The sequence below is a fragment of the Marinomonas sp. A3A genome (assembly GCF_018336955.1).
Classification (GTDB): Bacteria; Pseudomonadota; Gammaproteobacteria; order Pseudomonadales; family Marinomonadaceae; genus Marinomonas; species Marinomonas lutimaris.
Genome location: NZ_CP025532.1, coordinates 433711 through 457697, shown reverse-complemented (window position 1 = coordinate 457697; position 23987 = coordinate 433711). Strand labels below are relative to the sequence as shown.

The following is a 23987-nucleotide window of genomic DNA, read 5'->3' as shown; positions in this document are numbered from 1 at the left end:
GCGGTTTTCATTTTGAAGAAGTTCTATCGTTAAACCGCAGGTTAGCTATTTAGGAAGATTTCTTCACGAACTGAGATTTCAGCATCATTTCGCCGCCGCCATCTAATTTGCAATCAATATCGTGGTCGCCATCGACAAGGCGTTTAATAGTCGCTTTAGTGCCGATTTTTAGCACTTGAGAAGAGCCTTTTACTTTCAGGTCTTTCGCCAACGTCACTTTATCGCCTTCTTGCAATAAGTTGCCGCCCATGTCTTTGATAATGAGCGCATCTTCATCAACCACAACTTCATTTGGGTTCCATTCATGCGCGCACTCTGGGCAAATCAACATAGCTTGATCTTCATACACGTAAGCGGAATCGCATTTTGGGCAATTTGGAAGACTCATATTTATCACTACCTTCTAACGTAAACGGGAAAATTTCACGCATTATAACCCTATTTTCGTTATGGTTTTTGCTTGCCAATAAAAATAATTTAATTAGACGGTATTCAGTCTTTAAAGCAAAACCATCCGATATGATCAATACAAAGCAGATTTGCATCTTATTTAAACCAATGTTCTCTTAAATACGTACTAAGGTTAATTGACTCAAATAAATAGGAATTTGTAATGAAGCTAGGTGTGATTTGGTTCGGAGATGATTTGCGCTGTGCAGATCAGAACATGCTATGGAGAGCAGTTCAGGAGGTCGATTACCTTGTCTGCCTTTATTGCGATGAGCCTCATAACAATCGCCCTAGCCGATATGCAACGCAAGGCATGTCTGCCAATCGCCGACGATTTTTAGATCAAGGTCTTCAAGATTTAGCACTGCAGTTACAAGCCTTGGGGCAAACTTTATTCGTCAGTTCCATGGATGCGGCCACCAGCTTAAATTTGCTTCTCAACGAAGTACCAATTTCACATCTATATCGTAATCATCATGGCGGTTGGGACGAGCAACAAACACTCAAGCGGATCGCCAGCCGATACCCTGACGTGCGTATTCATCTGGACCATGGTTTGAGCTTATTTTCGACATCTCAGCTGCCATTTGATGTAACGTATTTACCAGATTCTTTTTCAAAATTCCGTCGATTAGTTGAGAGCTTAAACACTTTTACGCCCTTACCTGCCTTGCAAGAACTACCACCAGCACCGGATTTCGACATTCAACGCATTCGCCCTTTGAAGCTTAAGCAAATAGACGACAGCAGCGCATTCAAAGGCGGAGAGCAAGCCGCGATAGATCAGCTGAGCGATTACTTCTCAACCAATCTCCCAAGCCTTTATAAAGAAACACGTAACGAATTAGACGGCTGGGAAAACTCCACTAAGTTTTCGCCATGGTTGGCTCAAGGCAGTTTGTCTGCCAGACAAATCAAAGCCAGTATAGACGTTTACGAGCGAGATCATGGTGCAAGCGAATCAACCTATTGGATTTATTTCGAACTGCTATGGCGCGAGTATTTTCATTGGTATGCGACTCGTTACGGCAAGCAACTTTTCTTGCCCGGTGGCTTAACAGGAAAGCAAAACCAAGGCAGTTATTACGCAGAGCGTTTTCGTAAATGGAGTCAAGGTAATACGCCTTATCCATTGGTGAACGCTTGTATGAAACAACTAAATGAAACGGGCTTTATGAGCAACCGAGGTCGCCAAATTGCCGCCAGCTGTTTGATCTATGAATTAGGCATAGATTGGCGTTATGGCGCCGCCTATTTTGAAGAACAATTGATCGACTACAGTGTTGGCTCAAACTGGGGCAATTGGCAATATATCGCTGGGGTTGGAGCCGACCCAAGAGGTGGCCGTCACTTCAATTTGCAAAAGCAAACCGAACAATACGACCCAAACCAGCATTTTATTCATAAATGGCAAGGCCAAGTCTACGATACACAATTGGATTCAGTCGATGCGGCTGACTGGCCGATTTATCCAGCCCAATGAGCGACCATCAGATGACTGTCGACACGCCAGTAAAACCTGTCGTCGTATGGCTAAAAAGAGACTTGCGCCTAAGCGATCATCTGCCACTTGCCACGGCGATAGAGCAAAAGAGACCAATTATTCTGTTCTATATATTTGAGCCCAGCCTGATTGCGGACCCACATTACAGTGAGCGTCACTGGCGCTTTGTTTGGCAGTCTTTAGAAGATATGAACCGCCAACTGGCTGAGTATGGCGGTCACATACATATTGTTTGGCAGGAAGCCTTACCGGCTCTTGAAGTGCTTCATGCAACCACGCAGTTTGAAGCATTATTCAGTAGTGAAGAAATTGGCATTGGGCTCACCTTTCAGCGTGATATAGAAGTTAAATCTTGGTGTCAGCAACGAAATATATCTTGGCACGAATCTCCAACTGGCGCAGTGATACGGCCACTCGATAACAGAAAAAACTGGGATGAAGATTGGCAAAATGTCATGCGCGCCCCCTTGGCAAACATCGAACTTGAAGCGATAACTTGGTATGAGATAAACACGCCAACGCTTACAATTCCAGCCCCATGGCAAACACCCCAAAAAGGTATTCAAACGGGCGGTCCAACACTGGCTTGGAAAACCTTAGACAGTTTTTATGAAGGGCGCGGCAAAGACTATTATCGATCCATTTCCAGTCCTCTTAGTAGTCGATCAGCTTGCACTCGGCTGTCGCCCTATTTAGCGTGGGGAAATATCAGCATAAAAGAAGTCTATCAAGACCTGCTGTCTCGCTGGAAAACGGCTGGCTGGAAACGTACGCTCATTGCACTCAGCTCTCGATTACACTGGCATTGCCATTTTATGCAAAAATTCGAAAGCGAATGCCGCATGGAATTTCAGCATGTTAACCGAGCTTACGTCCACTTCCCTTATAGGCAAGATGATCAGGTCGAGGCCGATTTACTCGCTTGGCAACAAGGTCAAACGGGTTATCCAATTGTTGATGCTTGTATGCGAGCTTTGCATAAAACGGGTTACATTAATTTTCGCATGCGCGCCATGCTCGTCAGCTTTCTATGTCATCACTTAAATATTGATTGGCGCTTTGGCGTGCATCACCTAGCAAGATTGTTTCTCGATTTTGAGCCGGGGATTCACTACCCACAATTTCAAATGCAAGCTGGCGTCACTGGCTCAAATGCCATTCGAATTTATAACCCCGTAAAACAGTCTCAAGACCAAGATCCAGATGGCGAGTTTATTCGCCGTTGGGTGCCGGAATTGGCTGAAGTACCTGCTCCGTTGATACACTCTCCTTGGGAAATGTCACCAATGGAAGAAGCCTTATATCAATTCAAAATTAGTGAAAACTATCCGGCGCCCATTGTCAGCCTTAAAGAAGCTTCAAAAGAAGCCCGTGATCGCCTTTGGGGGTATCGGGAACAGCCAAATGTACAACAAGAAAAACAGCGTATTTTAGCAACCCATGTTCGTTCGAAGAGTCGGGCAAAATCCAGACAACCGCAACCAAGGAAGTCTTCATGAAACAGTTCCACACGCTGCGCGTTATTCTTGGCGATCAATTAAACGCCGCTCACTCTTGGTTTAAAGCACAAGATAAAGGTGTGCTGTATCTGATCGCTGAACTGCACCCAGAAGCCACCTATGTCACACATCATATTCAAAAGCTGTGTGCGTTTTTCCTTGCCATGGAACGCTTTGCCAGCGCCTTAAAAGAGAACGGCCATGACGTGTGTTACCTCACTTTGGATGACACGCAAAACCAGAGCCTAGAAGAAGTCATTTTAAGCCTCGCTAAACAACATAATATTGATCGTATAGAGCTGCAACGCCCCGATGAATATCGCGTGCTTCAACAATATCACCAGTTAATCGCGAGCAACCCAAAGCCCAAAATTAGGATGGCCGATAGCGAGCACTTCTTATTACCATTCAACGAGATACCTAACTTTTTCCAGGCAAAAAGCACCGTTCGTATGGAGCATTTTTATCGCAAGATGCGCCAGCGCTTTAACATATTAATGGCCGATGAAAGAGAACCTGAAGGCGGACAATGGAACTACGACAGCGCCAATCGCAATAAACTCAAAGTAAAAGATCTAGCAGATATACCAACACCTTTGTGTTTTCAGCATAATGTGACACATTTGCTTGAACGCATTCAACGTCACAATATCCCTTCCCTTGGCAAAGCAGAATCCAGTTTACTTTGGCCTGTCACCAGCCAAGACGCGCTGAATTTACTCTCCTTTTTCTGCGAGCATTTGCTGCCGAATTTTGGCCGTTTTCAAGACGCCATGACTAACCAAACACAACATAGCTGGAGTTTGTACCATTCACGTCTGTCTTTTGCCCTCAATGCGAAATTGATCAGCCCAAAGCATGTGATAAAAGCCGCTATTGCGGCTTATCAAGAAAACGACAATATCGACATCGCTCAAATCGAAGGCTTCGTGCGGCAAATCCTCGGCTGGCGCGAATATGTACGTGGCATGTATTGGATCAATATGCCGGACTATGAACAACAAAATGCCCTAAACGCTGAGCGAGATTTGCCCAGCTATTTCTGGAACGGGCAAACCAAAATGAAATGCCTTGCCAGCGCCATTGGACAGTCTCTCGATTATGCTTATGCGCATCATATTCAACGCTTGATGGTGACGGGCAACTTTTGCTTATTAACCGAAATTCAGCCGCAGCAAGTCGACGAATGGTATTTAGGCATTTACGTAGACGCCTTGGAATGGGTGGAGTTGCCCAATACGCGCGGCATGAGCCAATTTGCCGATGGCGGTTGGATTGCCTCCAAACCTTACGCGGCAAGCGGAAGTTATATGCAAAAAATGAGCGATTACTGCGGTGATTGCCATTACAAGGTAAAAGAGAAAACCAGCGCGGAATCTTGTCCTCTCAACAGCTTATATTGGCGCTTCATGGTGAAGCATCGAGAACGCTTGGCGAAAAATCATCGCATAGGTATGATTTACGGCAATTGGGATAAGCAAGACGACGCGCAAAAGCACGCCGTCTTAGAAAGAGCCGAATGGTGTTTGGAAAACATTGAATCGCTGTAATTTCTACTTTTTACTTTCTGATTGAAAGTTTAATTAACCGATGTAGCTTCTTGGCGATTAAAACGCTGTTGCTGCCATTTAACGATTCTTGGCAGTAACAAACCGGCAATCACAATCGCTACTCCTAATAGCTGCAAGCTTGTTACAGTTTGACCGTAAGCAAATGCCGTCAACGCCGCAAAGACAGGGACAAAATTAAAGAACAACGAAGCGTTCGCCGCACCTAGCTGTTTAACGCCAGAAATCCACAACAAGTAACCACCAACAGTACCAAACACACCGATGAACAATAAATCACCCAACACATAACCACTAATCGCTAAACTTTCTTGCAGTGGATGAACCTCAGCACTAAAAGCCGTGACCAAAGAGATCACACCTAGCCCTGATAGCATGCCAACTAGAGTATAAGGAATCATTGGCATCCAGCGGCTCACACCTTGCGTTAAATAGGTATAAAGACTCCAGCACAGCATACCCAAAAAGATCATTTGATCACCGTGATTAAACTCAAAACCCAACAAGCGTTTTAGCTCGCCATTGGTTAACACCAGCAACACGCCGGATAAACAAACCACCAAACTAAAAACCGCACCGCGTGCTGGCAGTTTGCGTTGCAACAAAGAGCCAATCAAAGACGTGGCCAAGGGGCTAAGCGCCATGATCAAGGCGCCATTGCTGGCATCTGTTTGCGCCAAACCAGTAAACAAACCCAGATTCAATCCACCAACACCAATGATAGAAACGCCAATCGCCCACGCCCATTGTTTTGCCGTTAAGCTAGGCATCGACATGTTTTTCCACTTGGCATAAATAAACAAACAAACAGCAGCAATGGCAAAACGCCAAATGACCAAAGTCAGCGCGTGCACTTCTCCCAACGCATGCTTACCAACAGGAAAACAAGCTCCCCAAAAAAACGTGCATAGCAACAATAGTAATACAGCATTGGTATTCGCCGAACGGTTCATATCTTTCTCCACAAAAAGAAAACTTGAAAATATAAGGCGCAGTGTATAGATTTTAAATACGGAATAAATAAACAAAATTGAGATAATAGATCCCAAATATGAAATTTAACTATTCACTTGATGATATGCGTTGTTTTTGCGCGGTTGCTCAACATGGTAGTTTTAAAAAAGCTTCGGCGGCATTGGAGATTCCTCTTTCCACATTGAGTCGACGAGTCGCTAAATTAGAAGAAGACTTGGCGATAAGATTGCTAAACCGTGACGCCCATAGAGTCCAGCTAACCCATTCAGGACAGCGATATTATGAACGAAGCGCATCTCTTTTTGAGGAGTTAGACGATGTGGCAGTGTGCCTGCTGCAGGACAAAACCCAAGCCAAAGGTACTATTCGGATTTCTGCGCCAGTGAATTTTGGCGTGCAAGTTTTAGCTCAGCATTTTAATGCCTTTTTGATTGAATACCCTGACATCCATTTGGATTTGCGTCTTTCCAATCAAAATATCGACATTGAAGAAGAAGCCATCGACATTGCGTTTCGTGTTGGTGACCACAATGCCGATCATTGGATTGGCAGGCACTTAACGAACATTCGCTTTGTGATATGCGGCTCGATCAATTTAGACCTATCCAGCCTAAAAACACCTTGTGATTTGGACGGTTTCCCCACTGTCTTGTGCTCACCAATGTCTACTTGGAAACTGCAACACACTATATCTGGAGAGATGCTAACTCATAAACCAAACCATAATATTCGCCTAAAAGTAGACGACATCAGCTTGCTCACTCGCGCTATACAAGATGGTTTAGGCATCGGATTTATGCCCGATTACCATGCGCAGCCATTGATTGATTCAGGAGAGCTTCGACAAGTTTTACCTGAGTGGAGCAACCAACCCCGCGGCTGCCAAATGCTCTACCGAGATCGTGATAACATGCCCTTACGACTACGCTTGTTAATCGACTTTATGATCAAGCGGTTTAACGAAAAACCGCTCTAGACCAACGAAAATGTATATAAATTAAGCTACTAAGCAAACTGATTAACGGATAGTTCCACCATTAAATCACTACTAATTTTTTCTAGTGCAGCTTCCAATTCTGACAAAGGTAGATCTTTCGGCACAGCCAACACCATGTCGGTTTTAAACAGCATATCGGAACTCATCGGCGCAGGTTCGCAAGTGGTGGTGAGTTCTTTAACGTTAACCATCAAGGAATGCAGCACTTGAGACACTTCTTTCACAATGCCAGGTCGATCATTGCCTACAACGGACAGCGACAAGGTCGATCCTTCTGTCGCTTTCTTATTCGCCAGTTCAACCGTGACATGCAGACCAAGTTGTTCGAAATTACGTAATGCGTTAACCAGTGCTTCTTGGTGCTCCAACGGAACAGTTACCGTTAAAATTCCGGCAAATTTATCGGCTAGATGTGCCATACGGCTTTCCAACCAATTACCATGGTGGCGAGCGATAGTATCGGATAAACGTTCAACAAGACCAGGGCGGTCGTCTCCGATAAAACTCAATACAAGATGCTGTGACATAGTTTTCTCCATCAATATTTTTAGAGTTATGCAAAAGAGTGAACCGCTTCATGCGATGCTTTCAATAAAAAATACACTAAAAACTGAATATAGACGACTGCAATTATTTTTGACTCTTAACACTGGGCTAAAGTGTGTTGTTTTTCAATTGGGTTTGCCTACGCAAAAACCAAAAGCCCAACAAAGCAGCCGCAGCACCTGAAAAGCTGCCCATACCAATTGCCCATCTGGCACCAAAGACATCAGCAATCCAGCCGACCAAAGGCGCGCCTAATGCAGTGCTTCCCAATGCCGTTGCTAACACTACCGCCATCACTCGGCCACGATAACGTTTTTCCGTAGTTACCTGCATATATGACGCTGTGGACGTCGTAAACAGCTGCAAGCTCAGGCCAAGAAGGATGAGCAACACGGAAAACGCCCAAAACGACGTACTGATAGAAACCAAAAAACAGCTCACCGCGAACATTGCAGCAACATAAATCATAAAGCGGAATGACGGTGATGAGCGACGACTTGCCGTCACCATTGCGCCAGAGATAGAGCCAATTGCCATCATGGAAATCAAGAAACCATATTGATCCGCATGTCCTTGAAAAACATGCACCGTCATCGCCGATAGATACACAGAAAAATTCATCCCTAGACTACAAATCAAGAAAGACATCACCAAGATGACAGCCATTTCCCGATGCTGCCAAATATAGCGAAAACCATCAAAAAATTTCGCCATATCAGGTGTTGCTTTGCTGTTATCAGCAACAACTGCTGGCAGGCGTGTTTTAAATTTATGCAGGGCAATTAATAAAGGAATAAAAGACAACACATTGATCATAAATACCCAACCGCTACCAATCAACGCGATCAAGATCCCAGCAATCGCAGGCCCAACCAAACGAGCCGAGTTAAACGCCACCGAGTTTAACCCTACCGCGTTTGATAATTCTTTTTCACTGACAATATCAGACACAAAGGCATGACGGGCAGGCGCATCAAACGCAGCAACACAACCCAAAGCAAAGGCACAAACACAAACTTGCCACAACACCACCTGCCCACTCAAAACCAACACCCCCAGCACTAAGGCCAGTAGTGCCATTAAGGATTGAGTAATAAACAACAACTTACGTCGATCCATACGGTCTGCCGTCCAACCAGTAAGCGGCAAAAGTAAAATTTGTGGGGCAAATTGCAAGAAAACAACCAAACCAACCGCCGAAGCATTTTTATCCGATAGCTCAGCAATGACTATCCAATCCTGAGCAGTACGTTGCAACCAAGCGCCAATATTCGAAATCGCCGCGCCTCCAAACCAAAGCCGATAATTTGGATTGGATAGAGATCGAAATGTACTGCTCAATGAAAACTCCTTCGATTATTCAATAAAATATTCTTCTATCATTTAAAAATGTCATCTATTGGATTTCATATCAGACGATATTAGTAACAGCGTACAAAAAAAAACTATATTGATATAACTTTCTTGTACAATTAACCATGCACCTCCTATTCTGTAAAACGATAAGGGATTAAAAGTTTCACAGTAGTTCCTCCATCCAAAAATAATCAGCAGGTAATACATCGTGATATTTAACAAAATGTCCCTAAAAACACAGTTTATATCTGTGATCGCACTACCCTGTCTTGTCCTCTTACTTGTCAGTTGGGCTGGCCTTAAAGGCCTTTCTAGCGTGCAAGAGCAAACAAAACAGCTAGCTCAAAATACCAGTGCTCCAATGCGATCTCTTGCGGAAGTCGCATCTCGCATTCCACGTATGCGTGTTGGTATCGATATTATATTGCTGCAAGAAATTCCAGCTATGCAGGATAAACGAGGTGCATTAACTCGTGTAAAAGAAACTCGTGCAGAGGATATTCCTGAGATGGACATGGCGCTTAAACAAGCCCTAGACTCTCAAGTAAACCCTAAAATGCGTGCTGAAGTCCAAAAGATCATTGATATATTCGCTAAAGTAAAAAGCGATGAGCTGGCACCTATGTTAACAGCCATTGAAAACAATGACCTGACCACAGCGCAAGAAATATACAAAAGCAAATACGCAGACAGTTATGGCGTCATGCGTAAAGCTGTCAATAAAATACTTGATGAACTACTTGAACAAGGCCAACAAGGCTACGCTCAAAGCCAAGTCAATTATGAAAATAGTCGCAACAACATGATTGCCTTAATCGTCATCGCATTGTCGGCGTCTATTTTGTTAGCTTGGTTAATGTTACGTCGTCTTAATAGCCGTGTTTCTTATCTTCAGCAACACATATCAAGTGCCAGTGACAAACTTGACCTTGGTACTGTGATGACACTAGATGGTAAAGATGAGCTCAGCGACATTGCTCAGCACTTCAACCAGTTTATTACAAAAGTCCGTACCGCTATTGAAAACGTTGCAGAGAACTCTCGTCAACTTGCTCACACAGCAAACGATGTCGCAGCAAAAGCCAAGGCAACACACACCAACTGTTTAAATGAACGAGACCGTACTACTCAGATTGCCACGGCCATTCATGAAATGGGCGCTACGGTTGAAAACATTGCTGAAAACGCTTCTCAGGCTGCTAGAGCTGCCCAAGAAGCAGATACACAAGCACATCAAGGAGCTGATTTAGTAGCACGGGCACGCCAAGGCGTGACGGCGTTGTCTACAGAAATACAGCATATCAGTTCAGATATTGGGTCATTAGCAACGCAAACAGATTCAATCGGTAGCATCCTAGACACGATTCGTAGCATCTCTGAACAAACAAACCTATTGGCTTTAAACGCTGCCATTGAAGCCGCTCGAGCTGGTGAACAGGGGCGAGGGTTTGCCGTCGTTGCCGATGAAGTTCGCAACCTTGCAAGTCGTTCTGCCGCTTCCACCGATGAAATTCAAAAAATGATCGACAAGCTGCAAGAGCAATCAGCAAAAACAGTCGCAACGATTCAATCAGGACAGGATCAAAGCACCACGGTTATGGGTCAAGCCAATGAAGCAAACAGCTCGCTTGAACAAATCACCGCGCACATTGGTCAGATTAGCGATATGAACATTCAAGTTGCAACTGCAACAGAAGAACAAGCGCTTGTGGTAAATGACATGAGCAAAAACGTTGAAGAGATTAATCAGCTAACAACAGAAACTTCTGAGATCGCAGACGAGCTAACCGCTTCAAGCACGAACTTACAGAAACTATCTGTTCAACTTGATAAATTGGTTACCCAGTTTAAGCTTTAAACTAGAAAACCATAGAAGCAAGAAGGGGAAGCAAATCGCTTCCCCTTCTTTTTGCTCTACAGCTGATATTGAACTAACTAGTTCTTGTCATTCGAAAGACAAGCCGCTGCCGTAAATAAAACATCAGTTGAGCTATTCAAGGCAGTCTCAGCAGAATCCTGCAACACACCAATGATGAAACCAACCGCCACAACTTGCATAGCAATCTCATTCGGAATATTAAACAAGCTACACGCCAACGGGATCAGCAGCAAAGAACCACCAGCCACTCCAGATGCGCCGCACGCCGACACAGCAGCAATTATGCTAAGCAATAACGCTGTACCAAAATCTAATGAAATACCTAATGTATGTACAGCCGCCAAGGTTAAAACCGTGATGGTTATCGCCGCACCAGCCATGTTGATCGTAGCACCCAGCGGAATCGACACAGAATAGGTATCTTCATCTAAGTCTAGGCGCTTACAAAGATCTAAGTTAACCGGAATATTGGCCGCAGAGCTACGCGTGAAAAATGCCGTAACACCACTTTCTTTTAGACATTTAAAGACCAAAGGATACGGGTTACGACGAATCTTCCAGAATACTAATAATGGATTAGTAACAAATGCGATAAACAACATGGCACCAATTAGCACAGCTAACAGATGTGAATAGCCAAATAAGGCATCAAAACCCGTTTCCGCGATAGTGCTGGCAACCAGACCAAAAATACCAAACGGCGCTAAACGAATAATCACCGACACTATGCTTGTCACACTAGTCGCCAAATGCTGCAGCAATGCTTTCGTTGCTTCAGAGGAATGACGTAAACCTAAACCAAAACCAATCGCCCAAGTTAAAATGCCAACATAATTCCCCTGCACAAGTGCATTCACTGGGTTATCAACCATTTTAAACACAAGTGTACGCAATACTTCGCCCACACCCTGAGGTGCGCTTTGGCTTAAGTCTGGCGCGACTAAATGCAGTTGTGTCGGAAACACAAAACTAAACACCACAGCAGTTAGTGCCGCAACAAACGTACCAAACAAATACAGGATAAGTACCGGACGAATGTGACTTTGTTGAGCCTGCTTATGGTTAGCAATCGATGCCATTACCAATAAAAACACCAAAATCGGAGCAATCGCTTTTAGCGCTTTAACAAAAAATCCACCGAGCAAACTTGCTGATAAAGCTGTGCTTGGTGACATGTAAGCCAACGCGATACCACAGATAATCCCGATGGCAATTTGTAGTACCAAGCTACCACGCAAATAGCGCTGTAGTAATGATGGTTTATGATCTAACGTCATTAGAAAGGGGTCCATTGAAGTTTTCGGAATCGCACCTTACTGCATCTCGCCAAAAAAATGAACCATTTTAGGGCATTATTAAAGAAATTATTGCAAGATATCAACAAACTTCGACATTTAACCGATCATTCAAGTTTCGTACAACATCCTTGTTTTCTACTTAAAGCTCGCTTGAACTCAACTCACATTAGATCCATATTGTCCACATACATAAACCTTATAAAGGAATTCAAATGTCGAATTTGTTAGAAAAATTGAACTGGCGCTATGCCGTAAAAAAAATGGATTCAAACAAAGCTGTTGCACAAGAAAAAGTCGACCGTATTCTTGAAGCAATCCGTCTTACAGCAACCTCAAGTGGTCTTCAACCATACGAAGTCATCGTAGTAAAAAACCAAGCTTTACGTGAAGCCATCGTGCCTCACGCTTGGAATCAAGCTCAAATCACCGACGCTTCTCACCTTTTAGTTTTCGCTGCATGGGACAACTACACAGAAGAACGCATTAACAATATGTTCGACCTAGTGAATGACGAACGAGGGTTTAAAAACGAAGGTTGGGAAAACTACCGCCAAATGATCCTAGCCACTTATTCTCCACGCGATGCTGAAGTCAATTACCAGCACGCTGCACGTCAGGCTTATATTGGTCTTGGCACAGCATTGATCGCAGCTGCCGAAGAAGGCGTAGACAGCACACCAATGGAAGGCTTTGACCCAGTGAAAGTAGACGAAATTCTAGGCTTAACTGAACGCGGACTTCGCTCTGTGATTCTGCTTCCTTTAGGTTACCGTGCAGAAGAAGGCGACTGGTTGAAAGACCTGAAAAAAGTACGTCGCGCAAAAGAAGATTTCGTCATTGAAATGAACTAACCTGCTGTCTCGTAAAGACAACAAACCTAAACGCCAGCTTGCTGGCGTTTTTTTATGTCTAATTTTTGAATTTGGTAAGAAATAGGGAATCGTCACATTGTATCAAAAATATTACTCCCTATTCACTGCAATGTTCGTATGCTAATTACATTAAAAACCAAAGGACAAAGCATGATAAAATATCTAGGACTCCTACTAATCACCCTATTTTTAAGCGCTTGCTCTTCTAATGACAATTGGCGCACTGCAAGCCGAGAGCCCGCAGGCATTGCCCCATCACCCGAGACAGAAAAAAACGCCGTCATCGAATTTTATGCCGCCGACGCTTACAGTTGGCGAGGTTGGTTTGCTGTTCATACCTGGGTTGCGACCAAAGAGAAGAATGCTTCTGAATACACGGTTCATGAAGTCGTAGGTTGGCGAGTAAATAGAGGCTTGCCAGCGCTATCTGAATATAAGACCACCACACCGGATCGGTATTGGTTCGGCGCAAAACCAGAAAAAGTACTGTCTATTATTGGCCCAAAAGCCGAAGCGTTGATCCCGAAAATAGACGAAGCGGTAAAGCGTTATCCTTGGGCAAACGAATATACGGTATTTCCAGGGCCAAACAGCAACACCTTTCCTACTTGGATTGGCTTACAAGTACCAGAGCTGAATCTTGATATGCCTTTTAATGCCATCGGTAGTGGCTATGCCGACAACGAAAACTAACCTCCCCATGAATTTCCGAGAAGCCAGCTTCTCGGAAATTAAGTCAGTATTTAGAAAGTCACCATATTGACCCGCCATACCCCTTAGGCTACGTTTTCCCCATGGAAAACGAAGTGCGCAGATCTTGTTGTTAAAGCGAACTCTCCAACCAAACTTTTAACCTAAAGTTCCAGACTAGGTAACAATCATTCAAACTCGTCGTTTTTCACGAGCACGTCTTACAAGGCAAAAACATGGTCATGAATTTCGCTTTTGAAGCACAAAAAACACAACAACGTTTGTTAGCCGAATTAGATTTTAGCCATCTAACCTCCCAACAAAAGGCCATCTTCGTTAAGCGCTTAGAGAGCGGCTTTGCGCCACTTTTCGAGCAGCTTTTTCCGCTTTATGGACAGTGCTTTGATCTGCATTATCATCTTAAGGTGTTACTGCAATCCTTTATCGATTTTCATAAGAAAAAACGCCCAGCCCAAATCAAAGACAAATCAGAGTTCTGGTTCGAATCCAATCAAAACGTCGGCATTGCTATCTATGTGGATTTGCTGGCGGACGATCTCAGTTCTCTTATCGACAAAATTCCGTATTTTGAATCCTTAGGGATTAACTATGTTCATCTAATGCCGCTTTACTTAGCGCCAGAAGGCAACAGTGATGGCGGTTATGCGATTTCAGATTACCGTACCGTGTCACCAAATTTGGGCACCAACAAAGACCTAAAAGACCTTGCTTCCGCGCTACATAAAAAAGGCATCCGCATGGTGTTGGATTTTGTCTTTAATCACACATCAGACGAACACCGTTGGGCCGAAGCCGCTAAATCTGGCGATAAAGAGTATCAAGAATATTATTACTTCATGGGCGAACAAGACGCTATTGAATACAACCAAACCGTACGCGAAATTTTTCCACAAATTCGTCGTGGTAGTTTTACCTATTTGCCCGAATTAGACCGCCACGTCTGGACGACTTTTAACTCATTCCAATGGGATTTAAACTATTCCAATCCGGCAGTTTTTGTCGCTGTGGTAGAAGAAATGTTACATCTAATTTTAAACGGCTGTGATGTTTTACGACTCGATGCCTTAGCATTTGTCTGGAAAGAAAAAGGCACAGTATGCGAGAACTTACCTAAGGCTCATAATCTGATCAAAGCTTTCAAAGCCTGCTTGGACATTGCCGCACCGCAAGTGGTGTTTAAATCTGAAGCCATAGTTCACCCTGATGAAGTAAATAAATACATTGGCGCCGATGAGTGCACCCTGTCTTACAACCCACTAATGATGGCCTTGTTATGGGAAAGTTTAGCGACACGCCAAACCAGCTTGTTATACCAATCCCTTGAACGCAGTTTCACCATTCCAGAGCATACCACTTGGATCAACTATATCCGCTGTCATGACGATATTGGCTGGTTATGGGATGACGCCATTTCTGATCGTCTTGGCATTGATGGTATCGGCCATCGTCGCTTCTTGAATCAATTCTATACGGGTCAATTCGAAGGTTCTTTTGCCGCGGGCGTCCCCTTTCAAGAAAACCCAGTGAATGGCGATTGCCGAGTGTGCGGTACCTTAGCGTCTCTGGCAGGTGTAGAAAACGCCATCGCTGCAGACGATCCGATGTTGCTTGATCACGCCATTAAGCGTATCCGAGTCCTTAACGGCATCAACTTCGCCATGCCTGGCATTCCATTATTGTATCAAGGCGACGACCTTGGTGTACTCAACAGCAACGACTACTTAAACGATCAGACTAAGGTGGATGATAGCCGTTGGGTGCATCGTAAGAAGCTCACCAAAGCCGATTTCGCGCTGGCGGAAGATAAGAGTACACCACAAGGCAAAATCGCTCAGCTGATCCGAGAGATGATTCAAATCCGCAAAGCCAATCCACTTTTCGCAGCGCAGGAATTTGAACTGGTTTCCCTCGGCAGCGAACACTTATTCGCCTTTAGACGGCAAATGGACGACAAAACACTATTAGTCATCGCCAACATGAGCGAACACCTAATAGCACTTAAACATCTGCCGCTTGGTCAATCACTAAGCGAACTAATCGGCCAAGACACAGCAATCAACTTGCTCAACAAGGAATTGATTGATTTGCCATCATTAAGCCTTATTGAACCATTAGATATTCTTTGGCTGATTAATAACTAAGCGCTTTCCAGCGGATACAAAAAAGCGGATTGATAGAGATATCAATCCGCTTTTTAATTGCTCCGTGCTCTTTGCTCGGTAAGGGTTAGTGCTTGGTCGAACCTGGATTCGGTATAAAGTTAATCACCACTTCTTCCGCTTCTGGCGAACTCGTGTGGGGCTTATTCACTCGCGTTGGAATCTCGGTTGGCTGTGCCTGTATTACCGTAGATTGCTCATCCGTGTAACCACAGGAAATGCACTCACGATATTGCTTTTCAACATCATCGTCGCGCCATGCACGAATCTTATCCATCTCACTACAACGAGGGCACACCGCCCCTGCGATAAAACGTTTTACTGTCATAACCCTACCTTCAAAAAAGTAACGCCCTAATTCGACGTCATAAAAAAGCAGCGCCTTGTCTGATTTTTATCAGACGAGGCGCTGCTTCCTTGCGGTACAAAAACTTAAGCTGCGATGCCGCTGTGTCTCAACAAAGCATCGGTGCTTGGCTCACGACCACGGAACTCAGCAAATAATTCTGCTGCAGGACGAGAGCCGCCATTTGCCAATATGGTATCACGGAAGCGCGCGCCGGTATCTTTATTGAAGATGCCGTCTTCTTCGAATTTCGAGAAAGCATCTGCTGACAAGACTTCCGCCCATTTGTAACTGTAATAACCCGCCGCGTAACCACCAGCAAAAATATGCGAGAAGCTATTTTGGAAACGATTAAATTCAGGAGGCGTAGTAACTGCGACTTTGCTGCGTACGTCGTTGATAACGGATTGAACTGAAATGTCTTTTTGATATTCCATGTGCAAACGGAAATCAAACAAAGAAAACTCCAGCTGGCGCATCATCTGCATACCCGATTGGAAGTTCTTCGCTGCCAGCATCTTGTCTAACAAGTCTTGTGGCAGCGGTTCGCCTGTTTCGTAATGACCCGCAATGTGAGCCAGAGCTTCTGGCTCGTAACACCAGTTTTCCATAAATTGACTTGGCAACTCGACGGCATCCCATGCCACACCATTGATGCCCGATACAGAAGACACATCCACTTGAGTCAACATGTGGTGCAAGCCATGACCAAATTCATGGAACAAGGTGGTGACTTCATCGTGAGTCAATAACGCTGGCTTAGCGCCAATTGGTGGGGTGAAGTTACACACAAGATAGGCAATCGGTAGCTGCAAGCGGTTATCGCTTAAACGACGACGTGTACGGCAAGAATCCATCCACGCACCACCGCGTTTTGCTTCACGCGCATATGGATCTAAATAGAAACGAGACACGTCTTCGCCATCCTTACTGATGGTGAATAACTGCAAGTCCTTGTTATAGCTATCAAATTCTTTTTCTTCGCGAATATCCACACCGAATAAAGTTTGTGCCACGTGAAACAATCCAGACAAAACCTTGTTCATTGGGAAGTAAGGACGCAACTCTTCTTGAGAAATACTAAACTTATGCTGGCGTAGTTTTTCCGCGTAGTAAGTCATGTCCCAAGCGTTCAATTTCTCTATGCCATTTTCATCTTTCGCAAACGCTGTTAGCTGCGCAAGATCTTGTTCTGCTGAGCTTTTTGACTTTTTCGCTAAATCATCTAAGAAATCGATAACCTGCTGCCCGTTGTCAGCCATCTTAGTGGCAACCGACAATTCAGCGTAGTTATCAAAACCAAGAATATGAGCCATCTCATGACGCAGTGCCAAAATCTCGTCGATCAAAGGCGCGTTATTAAATTTGATGTCGCCACCTTGGTCTGACGCACGAGTCGCAAAGGCACGATACATTTCTTCGCGCAAAGCGGCGTTGTCAGCGTAACTCATTACAGGCATGTACGATGGGAAGTCTAAGGTGAACAACCAGCCGTCTTTTTCTTTCGCTTCGGCCATTTGTTTTGCTTGTGCTAGGGCCGATTCAGGTAGACCAGACAATTCACTTTCGTCGGTGATTAATTTGCTCCACGCTTGTGTCGCGTCCAACACGTTTTCACCAAACTGACTACCCAATTCAGACAAACGCTGGCTGATCTCGCCATAGCGTTTTTTCGCTTCACCCTCTAGGCCAACACCTGACAATTCGAAGTCACGGATAGTTTGGGTTAAGGCTTCAGTTTGTGCTTGATTCAGCTCTTTTGAAACCTCACTTTCAGCAAGGTTTTTGTACGCTTGATATAAGGCTTTGTTTTGCCCAAGATCCGTATAAAACTGCGTCAACTTTGGTAAGCATGCATTGTAAGCCGCGCGCAGCTCAGGCGTGTTTTTCACTGAGTTCAAATGGCTAATTGGCGACCAAAAATTGTTTAAATCGTCGTGCAGTTGATCCAGAGGTAAAACAAGGCTTTGCCATGTTGGATTGGTATTTTCACTCACACAGGCATCGATGGCTGCTTGGTTGTGCTTTAGTAGTTTTTCTAGGTCCGCTTCGATGTTCGCAACATCGACGTCGGTAAAATTCGGTAAGCTGGTCGCGTCCCATACAGACTGTGACATATCATGATATCCTTTTATATTAATTGAACGCTGTATTGCATTGATCAATACTATGCTTACTAAGATAGGTTGTCTTAACACTTTTTCAATGTATAAAAGCCTATTGTGTTAATAGTTCCTTCATTTAATAACACTTTCTATTAACAAGACCCCCTTTAAGAGAGGATTTATGGTGATGAAATCTTTCCGCGGTAAAACACCGCAATTAGGCGACCGTGTTTGGGTCGACGATAGTGCCGTCATTATTGGTGATGTCACTATTGGCGAAGACAGCTCGGTTTGGCCTTTGGTTGCAATCCGTGGCGACATGCACCGCATTCGTATTGGTGCTCGCACCAGCGTCCAAGACAATTCCTGCTTGCACATTACTCACGCCAGCGACTATAAGCCAGAAGGTCATCCTCTGACTATTGGTGACGATGTCACTGTGGGTCACATGGCGATGCTACACGGCTGTACCATTGGCAGCAGAGTGCTAGTTGGCATGGGCACCACCATTCTTGATGGCGCAGTAATTGAAGACGAAGTCATCATAGGCGCAGGCTCTTTGGTACCACCTGGCAAGCGTTTAGAAACGGGCTTTATGTACATGGGTTCTCCCGTGAAACAAATCCGCCCACTTAACGACAAAGAGATTGAATACTTTCAGTATGCCGGACTTAATTACGTCAAATTGAAAGATGAGTACTTAGCTGAAGCTGAAGCGAGCAAATAGATAAATCAACATCACGGTTGAGTGGTAATAAAATCCCAACTAACCTCGTCTAACAATCAGACAAACAACTCGAGGCTTAAATGACTAATGCGAACCTCTCTGTTGAGATGGACTCTTCAGCAGCCGTTAACATCTTTCAGGATGCTGTTTTTATTGAAGAGTTACGCACGCAGATGCTGAAGTTTGCCAAGCTTCAAGTACGAGACAATCAATTAGCCGAAGACGCAGTACAAGAAGCTATGTTCTCTGCGTATCAAAATATTGATCGTTTTGCGCGACAAGCAGCGTTTAAGACTTGGGTGTTTTCTATCTTAAAGAACAAAATAATCGACTTACTACGCAAGGAAAAACGCCATACGGCGGCCAGTCAGCTCGAAGATGGGCCAAACCTAAGTGGTGAAGCGTTAATAGAGCATTTATTCGAAGAAAATGGTCACTGGCAAAAAGACGAGCGCCCAAAAAAATGGGATCAGCCAGAACATGGCGTTGAAAATGAACACTTCTGGCGTATTTTTGATGCGTGTTTGGATGCGTTACCAGCCAAATATGGTCGACTATTTATGATGCGCGAATTTCTCGAAATGGATACGCCTGAAATTTGTCATAACGAAGATGTGTCGATAAGCAGCCTAAATGTCACCTTGTATCGTGCTCGGCTGCGCTTAAGGGAATGTCTAGAAGATCACTGGTTTCAGAAGGAGACATCGTAAATGATTAAATGCAAACAAGCGACTCAGATGCTCTCGGAGAAACTGGATCGCCCTTTATCCGCCAAAGAAAAGATAAACTTGGCCATGCACACTGCAATTTGCACTCCTTGTCGCCAGTTTGGCAAACAAATGGAGACTATTCGCGGATTATCAAGGTCTTATACCAAAACAAAAGAAGCAGACGAGAAATAACTCTGCCCTATAAAAATACCGAATAAGCTAACGCAAACGTTTAAACGGCAGAGTATAAGCCACTAGGAACAACAAAGCGGCACAGACAACGACACTTGGCCCAGTTGGTGTATCCCAGCGATAAGATGCCCACAAGCCGCCACACACAGACAGACAACCAATCAAACTAGCGAACGACGCCATCTGTACCGGCGTCTTCGACAATTTCCGTGCGGTTGCTGCGGGAATGATCATCAAAGAGGTAATCAGCAACACGCCGACGATTTTCATTGCCACGGCAATCACCAAAGCCACCAGCAACATCAGCAATAGACGAATCGCTTCTACCGGATAACCTTCTACTTTTGCCAATTCTTCATTAACGGTTACAGCTAGTAGCGGCTTCCAAAATGTCACCAATAACGTGATAACCGCCAAACCACCACCGTAAATCCAGTAAACATCGGCTTGGTTAATCGCCAGCAAATCACCAAACAAATAGGCCATCAAATCGATGCGGATATTGTCGAGAAAACTTACTGCAACCAAACCAAGTGACAATGCCGAATGCGCTAGAATCCCTAACAAGGTGTCCGTCGCAATAATGTGTTTCTTCTGCAAAGTCACCAACACCAAGGCCAAACCAACACACAAAACGATAATGGCAAGATTCAAATTGATGTCTAATAAAAAACCTAACGCCACACCCAACAAGGCCGAATGCGCCAAGGTATCACCGAAATAGGCCATGCGTCGCCAAACAACAAACGCGCCTAACGGCCCTGCTACTGCAGCAACACCCAATCCACCTAACAAGGCTCTGAGCAAAAGATCTAACATGCTATTACGAACTCCAAAATCTGCTAACTTAGGTGTGATTAGTGATGATTACACTGAGAATGATCGTGGCTATGAGCATCACCACCGTCTGACAAAATACTGCCGTGTTCATCATGCACATGATCATGCTGATGGGCATAAATTGCGATGGATTCGTCTGCCCCTGGCACACCAAACAAAGCTTGATAAGCTGGGTGACCAGTCACGTGTTGTGGGCTACCCGAACAGCACACATGCTGATTGATACACACCACGGTATCGGTTTTCGCCATCACCAAATGTAAATCATGGGAAACCATCAGCACACCGCAATTTAGCTCATTACGAATGCCTTCAATCAGATTATAAAGTTCCACTTGCCCATTCACATCCACGCCTTGCACTGGTTCATCAAGTACCAATAAATTCGGTCGGTTCAACAAAGCGCGAGCCAATAATACGCGCTGCGTTTCGCCACCTGACAACACATGAACCTGAGACTGAAGCAAATGACCAATGCCCAATTTTTCCAAGGTAGGCAAAATTTGCTGTTTATCAACACCCCGTACCAAAGCTAAAAAATGCTTTACCGTTAATGGCAAGGTCGGATCGATATGCAACTTTTGCGGCATATATCCGATTCGCAAGGTTTTGTGTCTTACCACTTCACCTGATGTGGCCTCTTGTAGACCGAGTAAGGTACGAATCAGCGTACTTTTACCGCTACCATTTGGGCCAATCAAGGTAACAATCTCGCCTTCACTGATGGTCATATCTATGTTTTCGAGCAAGACTCGGCCATCAAACGAGATACCAATTTTGTCAAAAGCGACCAATCGTTTGCTCACGCGCTTGCTCCTACTGATTTTTCCTTACATTTCGCGCACAAACCCGTTAATTCAATGGTTTCAGCGCGTAATTCAAAACCTTGATGTGCGGCTTTTTCGATTAGCGCAGCATGAATATCTTGGTAATCAAACTCCATGACATTGTGGCATTCGTCGCAAATCAAGAAGTAGCCTTTGTGAGCTTTGTCTGCATGGGCACAACCAAGGTAGGCATTCATCGATTCCACTTTGTGAATAAGTCCTGCGCCTAATAGAAAATCCAATGCTCGATAAACCGTTGGTGGCGCCGAATTAAAACCTTCTTCGGCTAACTTCGCCAATAGCTGATAAGCACCAAGTGGACGATGACTTTCCCAGATCAATTCTAATGCGCGGCGACGTACTTTCGTTAATCGCTGGCCTTGTTGGACGCACAATGCTTCCGCTGTGCTTAACGCGCTTTCGATACAGTGATTGTGATTATGATGGACGTGCTCATGTGAATTTTCATGTTTCATTAGAAAGCCCTCCCGGCATTGCTTAAGTAGCTCCAAATCATTGAAGTACTGATGATAATCAACGCGAAAGCGGCAAGAAAACCAAAGGTGCGCGACACTCGCTGTCGCCAAACACGGTGCTCACTACTTAACGCAAAACCGGTATCACGAACAAAAACACTGACACCCGCCAAAGCAGCGACAGTAATTGCTGTGCCTAACGCCATGGCAAAAGTCGCCACCAAGCCCCAAACAAAAATGCCCGTGCTCAAAGAAAACAACAAAACCAAAATAGCTCCAGTGCAAGGACGAATCCCTACCGCCGCCACCATAGCCCAAATACTGCGACGGGCGGTTTTTGCTTCGTCTTCATGGTGTGCACAGCAAGTATGATCATGAGAATGGCCTTCATGAGAATGGTTATGGTGCCCCTCTAGGTGATCTTGCGAGTGATCATGTCCACAACCAGACTGGCCGCGTAATAAGCGCACCAGAATCCACACTCCAATAAAGCCAACCGCTGCAAAGCTCGCCACCTCAAAGAAACGACTGATTTGCATGGCCTTTCCCGCCAAAGAAAATACTTGGCTAAGTACCACAATAACCAATACAGCCATCACCGCCTGAACACCCGCACACAAAAACGCTAGGCTAATACCACGACGCAACGGTGCTTTGCTCGCCAGCATATAAGCAGAAATAACCGCCTTGCCATGACCAGGACCTGCCGCGTGAAAAACGCCATAGAAGAAGCTTGTAGAGATTAACCCCCACAATAAAACCGGACTGCCGCCCTTGCTGATAGAGCGAACTAAAGACACTAATTCACGATGAAAAGTGGCTTGTTGAGAAATAATCCACTGAATAAAATCTTGATAAACCGCAAAGTCCATCGCAGCATAAAGAGGCGAGCTAAGACATAAAAAAGATAACAATAAAAAAACGACGTTCTTTGCCATAATTGGCTCTCACCGAGATTGGATAGAATTTTGTTATGATATAACAAGTAAAACCCAAGGAGAAGCCAAAGCCAAGAAACGCCGCATTTTGTACAAAGTTTAATTCATAACCACTTAGCTAGCGGCTGAAGTCACTGGCTGTAAAAAGCCCATGACACCACTCATAAATATCTGCGCAGCCATAGCCGCCAAAATCAAACCGGTAATCTTAGACAAAACGTTTAAGCCTGTTCGACCAAGCATTTTTTCAATCAAAGAACCGGAATACAAAATAATCGCCAGAGTACCCAACGCCAACAACAAACCACACAAGCCGATGAACAAATCCCAGCCTTGCAATTCAGCGCCGTAAACCAGAATGGTACCAATGGTCGCAGGTCCAATAATTGTCGGGACCGCTAATGGTACAACAGACACATCATCACGTTCTTCGCTTGGCATGCCAACCGCATGATTACGCGTACCATCACGTACCAAACTCAAGGCAGACATAAACAGCAAGATACCAGAGCCAATACGGAAAGAATCCAGAGTGATGCCTAATACAGCAAACAAACTGCCGCCAAAAAACAACAACACAATTGAAATCACCACAGAGGCAATAATCGCTTTATTCGCCACTTTTCGACGCGATGCCGAAGATTCTCCGCGAGTTAACGCAAGAAACATAGACAATACAAAAAACGGTGCAAAAAGAAAAAAGAACTTAATCCAAGTTGAAATCAATAAACTCATTTAGAAGAATCACCAGAAAAGCAGACAGCAAAACCGCATGCTTATTGAGGCCTTTGGATAGTGTCACGAGCAAAGTCAAGACAGATCAAAGATCTCTTATTATCTAAAGCCCTATCTTATATTGCTAGGACTCACCCAATTTACCGAGCTTGTGGCGCAGCAAATATTTATCTGAAAACAGTCTCTATTTAAGGACCGTCTTTCTAAAAGAACACAAGTGAACCAGAAGAACTCAGACGAAGATATTCTAGCAAAGAATCATAAATAATGAGGAGTA

23 protein-coding genes are annotated in these 23987 nt (G+C 44.5%); 11 read left to right on the top strand and 12 right to left on the bottom strand.

All coding sequences use genetic code 11. The features are described 5' to 3' along the window. Window positions 1-49: 49 nt before the first annotated feature. Window positions 50-388: a zinc ribbon domain-containing protein YjdM gene (locus CYL31_RS02015; RefSeq protein ID WP_212917336.1), complete on the bottom strand. Its 339-nt coding sequence runs from the start codon at window positions 386-388 to the stop codon at window positions 50-52. A 225-nt stretch (window positions 389-613) separates the two neighbouring features. Between CYL31_RS02015 and CYL31_RS02010 the strand changes: the two genes are divergently transcribed. From CYL31_RS02010 to CYL31_RS02000, 3 genes are read left to right on the top strand one after another with little or no spacing between them, the layout of a single operon-like run. Continuing rightward, complete coding sequence (locus CYL31_RS02010; RefSeq protein ID WP_212917335.1) at window positions 614-1933, top strand: DASH family cryptochrome; 1320 nt, start codon at window positions 614-616, stop codon at window positions 1931-1933. A gap of 11 nt (window positions 1934-1944) precedes the next feature. Further along, window positions 1945-3453 (top strand): cryptochrome/deoxyribodipyrimidine photo-lyase family protein, encoded by a 1509-nt coding sequence (locus CYL31_RS02005; protein ID WP_212917334.1) that lies wholly within the window; start codon window positions 1945-1947, stop codon window positions 3451-3453. Continuing rightward, complete coding sequence (locus tag CYL31_RS02000; RefSeq protein ID WP_212917333.1) at window positions 3450-5003, top strand: cryptochrome/photolyase family protein; 1554 nt, start codon at window positions 3450-3452, stop codon at window positions 5001-5003. Before CYL31_RS02005 ends, CYL31_RS02000 begins: the two co-directional genes overlap by 4 nt. 29 nt (window positions 5004-5032) lie before the next feature. Here CYL31_RS02000 and CYL31_RS01995 read toward each other — a convergent pair whose 3' ends face one another. Next, window positions 5033-5974 carry a DMT family transporter gene (locus CYL31_RS01995; protein WP_212917332.1) on the bottom strand — a complete coding sequence of 314 codons (942 nt, stop codon included), beginning with the start codon at window positions 5972-5974 and terminating at the stop codon, window positions 5033-5035. Between the two features lie 98 nt (window positions 5975-6072). Here CYL31_RS01995 and CYL31_RS01990 point away from each other — a divergent pair, with 98 nt between their 5' ends. Further along, window positions 6073-6972: a LysR family transcriptional regulator gene (locus CYL31_RS01990; protein ID WP_212917331.1), complete on the top strand. Its 900-nt coding sequence runs from the start codon at window positions 6073-6075 to the stop codon at window positions 6970-6972. Between the two features lie 29 nt (window positions 6973-7001). On the opposite strand, the gene CYL31_RS01985 is transcribed toward CYL31_RS01990, so the two are convergent. Then, window positions 7002-7520, bottom strand: coding sequence for a glycine cleavage system transcriptional repressor (locus CYL31_RS01985; protein WP_212917330.1), 519 nt, complete (start codon window positions 7518-7520; stop codon window positions 7002-7004). 127 nt (window positions 7521-7647) lie between these two features. After that, the gene (locus CYL31_RS01980; RefSeq protein WP_212917329.1) at window positions 7648-8880 is read right to left on the bottom strand and encodes an MFS transporter; all 1233 of its coding nucleotides are present in this window, start codon (window positions 8878-8880) and stop codon (window positions 7648-7650) included. A gap of 238 nt (window positions 8881-9118) precedes the next feature. Here CYL31_RS01980 and CYL31_RS01975 point away from each other — a divergent pair, with 238 nt between their 5' ends. Then, on the top strand, window positions 9119-10753 hold the full coding sequence (locus tag CYL31_RS01975; RefSeq protein ID WP_249411762.1) for a methyl-accepting chemotaxis protein: 1635 nt from the start codon (window positions 9119-9121) through the stop codon (window positions 10751-10753). A gap of 77 nt (window positions 10754-10830) precedes the next feature. Here CYL31_RS01975 and sstT read toward each other — a convergent pair whose 3' ends face one another. Beyond that, window positions 10831-12051 (bottom strand): serine/threonine transporter SstT, encoded by a 1221-nt coding sequence (gene sstT, locus CYL31_RS01970; RefSeq protein ID WP_249411664.1) that lies wholly within the window; start codon window positions 12049-12051, stop codon window positions 10831-10833. A gap of 233 nt (window positions 12052-12284) precedes the next feature. Between sstT and CYL31_RS01965 the strand changes: the two genes are divergently transcribed. The 3 genes from CYL31_RS01965 to CYL31_RS01955 all read left to right on the top strand — a co-directional run bounded on the left by CYL31_RS01965 (window position 12285) and on the right by CYL31_RS01955 (window position 15796). Then, a complete protein-coding gene (locus tag CYL31_RS01965) occupies window positions 12285-12923 on the top strand; it encodes an NAD(P)H-dependent oxidoreductase (protein WP_212917326.1) in 639 nt (212 codons plus the stop codon). Between the two features lie 171 nt (window positions 12924-13094). Next, window positions 13095-13637, top strand: coding sequence for a DUF3750 domain-containing protein (locus CYL31_RS01960; protein ID WP_212917325.1), 543 nt, complete (start codon window positions 13095-13097; stop codon window positions 13635-13637). A 233-nt stretch (window positions 13638-13870) separates the two neighbouring features. After that, window positions 13871-15796: an alpha-amylase family protein gene (locus tag CYL31_RS01955; RefSeq protein ID WP_212917324.1), complete on the top strand. Its 1926-nt coding sequence runs from the start codon at window positions 13871-13873 to the stop codon at window positions 15794-15796. 85 nt (window positions 15797-15881) lie between these two features. Here CYL31_RS01955 and CYL31_RS01950 read toward each other — a convergent pair whose 3' ends face one another. Both CYL31_RS01950 and prlC read right to left on the bottom strand, forming a co-directional pair. Further along, on the bottom strand, window positions 15882-16142 hold the full coding sequence (locus tag CYL31_RS01950; RefSeq protein WP_212917323.1) for a YheV family putative zinc ribbon protein: 261 nt from the start codon (window positions 16140-16142) through the stop codon (window positions 15882-15884). 104 nt (window positions 16143-16246) lie between these two features. Next, the gene (gene prlC / locus CYL31_RS01945) at window positions 16247-18277 is read right to left on the bottom strand and encodes an oligopeptidase A (RefSeq protein ID WP_212917322.1); all 2031 of its coding nucleotides are present in this window, start codon (window positions 18275-18277) and stop codon (window positions 16247-16249) included. A gap of 169 nt (window positions 18278-18446) precedes the next feature. Here prlC and CYL31_RS01940 point away from each other — a divergent pair, with 169 nt between their 5' ends. From CYL31_RS01940 to CYL31_RS01930, 3 genes are all read left to right on the top strand, one after another. Further along, the gene (locus CYL31_RS01940) at window positions 18447-18992 is read left to right on the top strand and encodes a gamma carbonic anhydrase family protein (RefSeq protein ID WP_212917321.1); all 546 of its coding nucleotides are present in this window, start codon (window positions 18447-18449) and stop codon (window positions 18990-18992) included. A gap of 80 nt (window positions 18993-19072) precedes the next feature. Next, window positions 19073-19702, top strand: coding sequence for an RNA polymerase factor sigma-70 (locus CYL31_RS01935; RefSeq protein ID WP_212917320.1), 630 nt, complete (start codon window positions 19073-19075; stop codon window positions 19700-19702). Beyond that, a complete protein-coding gene (locus CYL31_RS01930) occupies window positions 19703-19894 on the top strand; it encodes a zf-HC2 domain-containing protein (RefSeq protein ID WP_212917319.1) in 192 nt (63 codons plus the stop codon). A gap of 27 nt (window positions 19895-19921) precedes the next feature. Here the strand turns inward: CYL31_RS01930 and znuB are convergent, their stop codons facing one another. The 5 genes from znuB to CYL31_RS01905 all read right to left on the bottom strand — a co-directional run bounded on the left by znuB (window position 19922) and on the right by CYL31_RS01905 (window position 23710). Further along, complete coding sequence (gene znuB, locus CYL31_RS01925) at window positions 19922-20713, bottom strand: zinc ABC transporter permease subunit ZnuB (RefSeq protein WP_212917318.1); 792 nt, start codon at window positions 20711-20713, stop codon at window positions 19922-19924. A 38-nt stretch (window positions 20714-20751) separates the two neighbouring features. Next, window positions 20752-21540 (bottom strand): zinc ABC transporter ATP-binding protein ZnuC, encoded by a 789-nt coding sequence (gene znuC, locus CYL31_RS01920; protein WP_212917317.1) that lies wholly within the window; start codon window positions 21538-21540, stop codon window positions 20752-20754. Continuing rightward, window positions 21537-22037, bottom strand: coding sequence for a Fur family transcriptional regulator (locus CYL31_RS01915; RefSeq protein ID WP_212917316.1), 501 nt, complete (start codon window positions 22035-22037; stop codon window positions 21537-21539). Before CYL31_RS01915 ends, znuC begins: the two co-directional genes overlap by 4 nt. Next, the gene (locus tag CYL31_RS01910) at window positions 22037-22975 is read right to left on the bottom strand and encodes a nickel/cobalt transporter (protein WP_212917315.1); all 939 of its coding nucleotides are present in this window, start codon (window positions 22973-22975) and stop codon (window positions 22037-22039) included. The genes CYL31_RS01915 and CYL31_RS01910 overlap by 1 nt, the downstream gene beginning before the upstream one ends. 114 nt (window positions 22976-23089) lie before the next feature. After that, window positions 23090-23710, bottom strand: coding sequence for a MarC family protein (locus CYL31_RS01905; protein WP_212917314.1), 621 nt, complete (start codon window positions 23708-23710; stop codon window positions 23090-23092). Window positions 23711-23987 lie beyond the last annotated feature (277 nt).

Excerpts from the sequence above, each read along its gene's own strand:
- CYL31_RS02015 (WP_212917336.1), bottom strand. The coding sequence starts at position 388 with ATGAGTCTTCCAAATTGCCCAAAATGCGATTCCGCTTACGTGTATGAA.
- CYL31_RS02010 (WP_212917335.1), top strand. The coding sequence starts at position 614 with ATGAAGCTAGGTGTGATTTGGTTCGGAGATGATTTGCGCTGTGCAGAT.
- CYL31_RS02005 (WP_212917334.1), top strand. The coding sequence starts at position 1,945 with ATGACTGTCGACACGCCAGTAAAACCTGTCGTCGTATGGCTAAAAAGA.
- CYL31_RS02000 (WP_212917333.1), top strand. The coding sequence starts at position 3,450 with ATGAAACAGTTCCACACGCTGCGCGTTATTCTTGGCGATCAATTAAAC.
- CYL31_RS01995 (WP_212917332.1), bottom strand. The coding sequence starts at position 5,974 with ATGAACCGTTCGGCGAATACCAATGCTGTATTACTATTGTTGCTATGC.
- CYL31_RS01990 (WP_212917331.1), top strand. The coding sequence starts at position 6,073 with ATGAAATTTAACTATTCACTTGATGATATGCGTTGTTTTTGCGCGGTT.
- CYL31_RS01985 (WP_212917330.1), bottom strand. The coding sequence starts at position 7,520 with ATGTCACAGCATCTTGTATTGAGTTTTATCGGAGACGACCGCCCTGGT.
- CYL31_RS01975 (WP_249411762.1), top strand. The coding sequence starts at position 9,119 with ATGTCCCTAAAAACACAGTTTATATCTGTGATCGCACTACCCTGTCTT.
- sstT (WP_249411664.1), bottom strand. The coding sequence starts at position 12,051 with ATGACGTTAGATCATAAACCATCATTACTACAGCGCTATTTGCGTGGT.
- CYL31_RS01965 (WP_212917326.1), top strand. The coding sequence starts at position 12,285 with ATGTCGAATTTGTTAGAAAAATTGAACTGGCGCTATGCCGTAAAAAAA.
- CYL31_RS01960 (WP_212917325.1), top strand. The coding sequence starts at position 13,095 with ATGATAAAATATCTAGGACTCCTACTAATCACCCTATTTTTAAGCGCT.
- CYL31_RS01955 (WP_212917324.1), top strand. The coding sequence starts at position 13,871 with ATGGTCATGAATTTCGCTTTTGAAGCACAAAAAACACAACAACGTTTG.
- CYL31_RS01950 (WP_212917323.1), bottom strand. The coding sequence starts at position 16,142 with ATGACAGTAAAACGTTTTATCGCAGGGGCGGTGTGCCCTCGTTGTAGT.
- prlC (WP_212917322.1), bottom strand. The coding sequence starts at position 18,277 with ATGTCACAGTCTGTATGGGACGCGACCAGCTTACCGAATTTTACCGAC.
- CYL31_RS01940 (WP_212917321.1), top strand. The coding sequence starts at position 18,447 with ATGGTGATGAAATCTTTCCGCGGTAAAACACCGCAATTAGGCGACCGT.
- CYL31_RS01935 (WP_212917320.1), top strand. The coding sequence starts at position 19,073 with ATGACTAATGCGAACCTCTCTGTTGAGATGGACTCTTCAGCAGCCGTT.
- CYL31_RS01930 (WP_212917319.1), top strand. The coding sequence starts at position 19,703 with ATGATTAAATGCAAACAAGCGACTCAGATGCTCTCGGAGAAACTGGAT.
- znuB (WP_212917318.1), bottom strand. The coding sequence starts at position 20,713 with ATGTTAGATCTTTTGCTCAGAGCCTTGTTAGGTGGATTGGGTGTTGCT.
- CYL31_RS01915 (WP_212917316.1), bottom strand. The coding sequence starts at position 22,037 with ATGAAACATGAAAATTCACATGAGCACGTCCATCATAATCACAATCAC.
- CYL31_RS01910 (WP_212917315.1), bottom strand. The coding sequence starts at position 22,975 with ATGGCAAAGAACGTCGTTTTTTTATTGTTATCTTTTTTATGTCTTAGC.
- CYL31_RS01905 (WP_212917314.1), bottom strand. The coding sequence starts at position 23,710 with ATGAGTTTATTGATTTCAACTTGGATTAAGTTCTTTTTTCTTTTTGCA.